This is a genomic window from Mesorhizobium sp. M7A.F.Ca.CA.002.15.2.1 (assembly GCF_003998715.1).
Taxonomy (GTDB): domain Bacteria; phylum Pseudomonadota; class Alphaproteobacteria; order Rhizobiales; family Rhizobiaceae; genus Mesorhizobium; species Mesorhizobium ciceri.
In genome coordinates this window covers 1-2,388 of sequence record NZ_RZPI01000796.1, presented here as the reverse complement: position 1 = coordinate 2,388, position 2,388 = coordinate 1, and the positions used below count along the sequence as shown (strand labels likewise).

Sequence of the window (2,388 nt, the reverse complement as noted above, 5' to 3'; positions counted from 1 at the left end):
GCGGATACGCGTCCGGATTGGCTTTCAGCCGAAACCGCATCTGTCCTGAGCCTTCGGCCTTGCCGGTGGACGCGGTGACCGCGGTGCGCAACCCGTCCAGCCGCAGCGTGCCGTCCATGCGCCATGGGCCGGCCAGCGACTTGGCCGAGACGGTCGAATTGATCTCGGAAAACAGATGGCTGCGCCCGCCAGCGGCATGGCGAACTTCGATCTGACCCTCCGTCACCGTCAGCTTCTCGATCGAGATCTGGCTGGGGTCGAAGGGCGAGGACGGCCGCATCGCCCAGTCGACCGTGCCGTCATTGGCGATATCGATGGTCGCTTTCGGCCGCACCAGCCGCATGTCGAAGATCAGCACTTCACCGCGCAGGAAGGGCGCCAGTTCCGCGTCCATTGAAAACGTCTCGACCGTCATGGCCGGCTGGCCGTTGGGGCCGCCGGCGACGGCGACATTCGAGAAGGTCACCGAGGGAAACGGCAACAGCCTTGCGGTGGCGTCGCCCTGCACGGTCACCTTGCGGCCGAGAATGGCGCTCGCCTCGCGCTCGAAGTCGGCGCGGTAGCCGGTCCAGTCGATAAAATACGGCACCACCAGCGCCGCACACAGCACCAGCACGAACAGGCCACCGAAGATCACGAACAGGCGTGCGAGCATCAGCTCCGAATGGGTTGATTGAAATTCTGCCGCACTCTACCCGCATCCGCGTGTCGATAAAGAGGCAATTCATCCAGTTGCGCGATCTCCGGTGATCTGAAACAAATCCCGGCGAAGCGGAGAAATCGGATGTCGGGCAAGAACTGGGATCGCGTGCCGATCGATGCGCAAAGTGTCGACGCTCCGCTGTCCCTTTCGGCGGTCTTTCTTGTCGTCGCCGTCGCCAGCGAGCAGAGCGCGCTCGCCAAGGTTGCCTCCGTGCTCGGCGGGCTCGACGATCTCATCAAAACCGTCGGGTTCCGCGATCTCTCCGGGCGGCTGTCGTGCATTGCCGGCATCGGCCGCGATCTCTGGGATCGTCTTTCTCCAGACCGGCGGCCGCTGGAACTGAAACCGTTCGCACCGATCAAGGGTGCCGTTCATTCGGCGCCTTCGACCGCCGGCGATCTCCTCTTCCACATCCGCTCCGAGCGACCCGATATGTGCTTCGAGTTCGAGCGCATCCTGCTCGACAATCTCGGTGACGGCGTAAGCGTCATCGATGAGGTTTCCGGCTTTCGCTATTTCGATGCGCGCGACCTGCTCGGCTTCGTCGACGGGACCGCCAACCCGACCGGCCTCGACTTGCCCGCCTCTGCGCTCATCGGCGATGAAGACGCCGACTTCGCCGGCGGCAGCTATGTCGTCGTCCAGAAATATCTCCACGACATGCAGGCCTGGGCGCGCATTCCGACGCCCGAGCAGGAAGCGATCATCGGCCGCACCAAGATCGACAACATCGAAATCGACGATGACGATGCGCCGCGCAAATCGCACAAGTCGCTGGCCACCATCGAGGATGCCGCCGGCAACGAGTACGATATTTTGCGCGACAACATGCCGTTTGGCAGGCCGGGGCAGAACGAGTTCGGCACCTACTTCATCGGCTATTCCAGATATCTTTGGGTCACCGAAAAAATGCTGCAGCGCATGTATATCGGCGAGCCGCCGGGCGCCTACGACCGCCTGCTCGATTTCTCCACACCGCACACCGGCACGACATTCTTCGCGCCAACCCGCCCCATGCTGCAGACGCTTGTCGAGGGCGGACAGGCGAAGCCTGCCGCACGGTAGGCAGGCGTCCTCAACGATTTCAGCCCGCGATCACCGCGAATTCAGCGTGCGTCGCGCTTTGCCTGTGCCACCTTGGCCGCCCTGCGCTGCCGGCCGAGTTCCATTGGCCGGACCAGATCCGGCGCCCTCTGGTTCGCCACCGGCCGCATACCCCTGCGCGCGGTGCGCGAGTTGAAGGCGGGGCCGTCCGATGCCGCCCCTTGCTTCATCACCAATGCCTTGCGCGCATTCTCGATCAGCGAAACGCTGGCGGCCAGTTGCCGGCGCCGCTCGGCCTCGCCATTCAGGCGCCGCATGGCCATGGCCAGCACCGCAAGCTTGAGCTGCGACCCGCCATCAGCCTTCGAAGGCGTAGCGCCCTTCGCCGCGCCCTTGCCCCGGATCTCACGCCGGCGGCGGTGTGCTTCGGTCTGCGCCTTGTCGCGCCGCTCCCGCAACAGCTTGACCAGGCCGGCAAGATCGGCGTCGGAGAGCTCCTGCACCGCCGGATGGTGAGACTTCTCCACCAGATCGTGTTCGTCGGCACTCAGCGCGCGCGCTTCTTCCTTGCGTGAAATCGCCATGGCATCCTCCTCCGCTGGCACGCCTGTTGGCTTCAGGCCCTGCTACCGGCCAAGCCT

General features: G+C 64.4%; 3 protein-coding genes. 1 reads left to right on the top strand and 2 read right to left on the bottom strand.

The window, feature by feature from the left end:
- The coding region (locus ENZ74_RS29430; protein WP_127313204.1) for an AsmA family protein at positions 1-655 on the bottom strand (655 nt) is incomplete at its 3' end.
- 129 nt (positions 656-784) lie between these two features.
- On the opposite strand from ENZ74_RS29430, the gene ENZ74_RS29425 reads away from it, so the two are divergent.
- Positions 785-1,768 carry a Dyp-type peroxidase gene (locus tag ENZ74_RS29425; RefSeq protein ID WP_063168286.1) on the top strand — a complete coding sequence of 328 codons (984 nt, stop codon included), beginning with the start codon at positions 785-787 and terminating at the stop codon, positions 1,766-1,768.
- Positions 1,769-1,809: 41 nt separating this feature from the next.
- Here ENZ74_RS29425 and ENZ74_RS29420 read toward each other — a convergent pair whose 3' ends face one another.
- Positions 1,810-2,331: a hypothetical protein gene (locus ENZ74_RS29420; protein ID WP_013531009.1), complete on the bottom strand. Its 522-nt coding sequence runs from the start codon at positions 2,329-2,331 to the stop codon at positions 1,810-1,812.
- Positions 2,332-2,388: the final 57 nt, after the last annotated feature.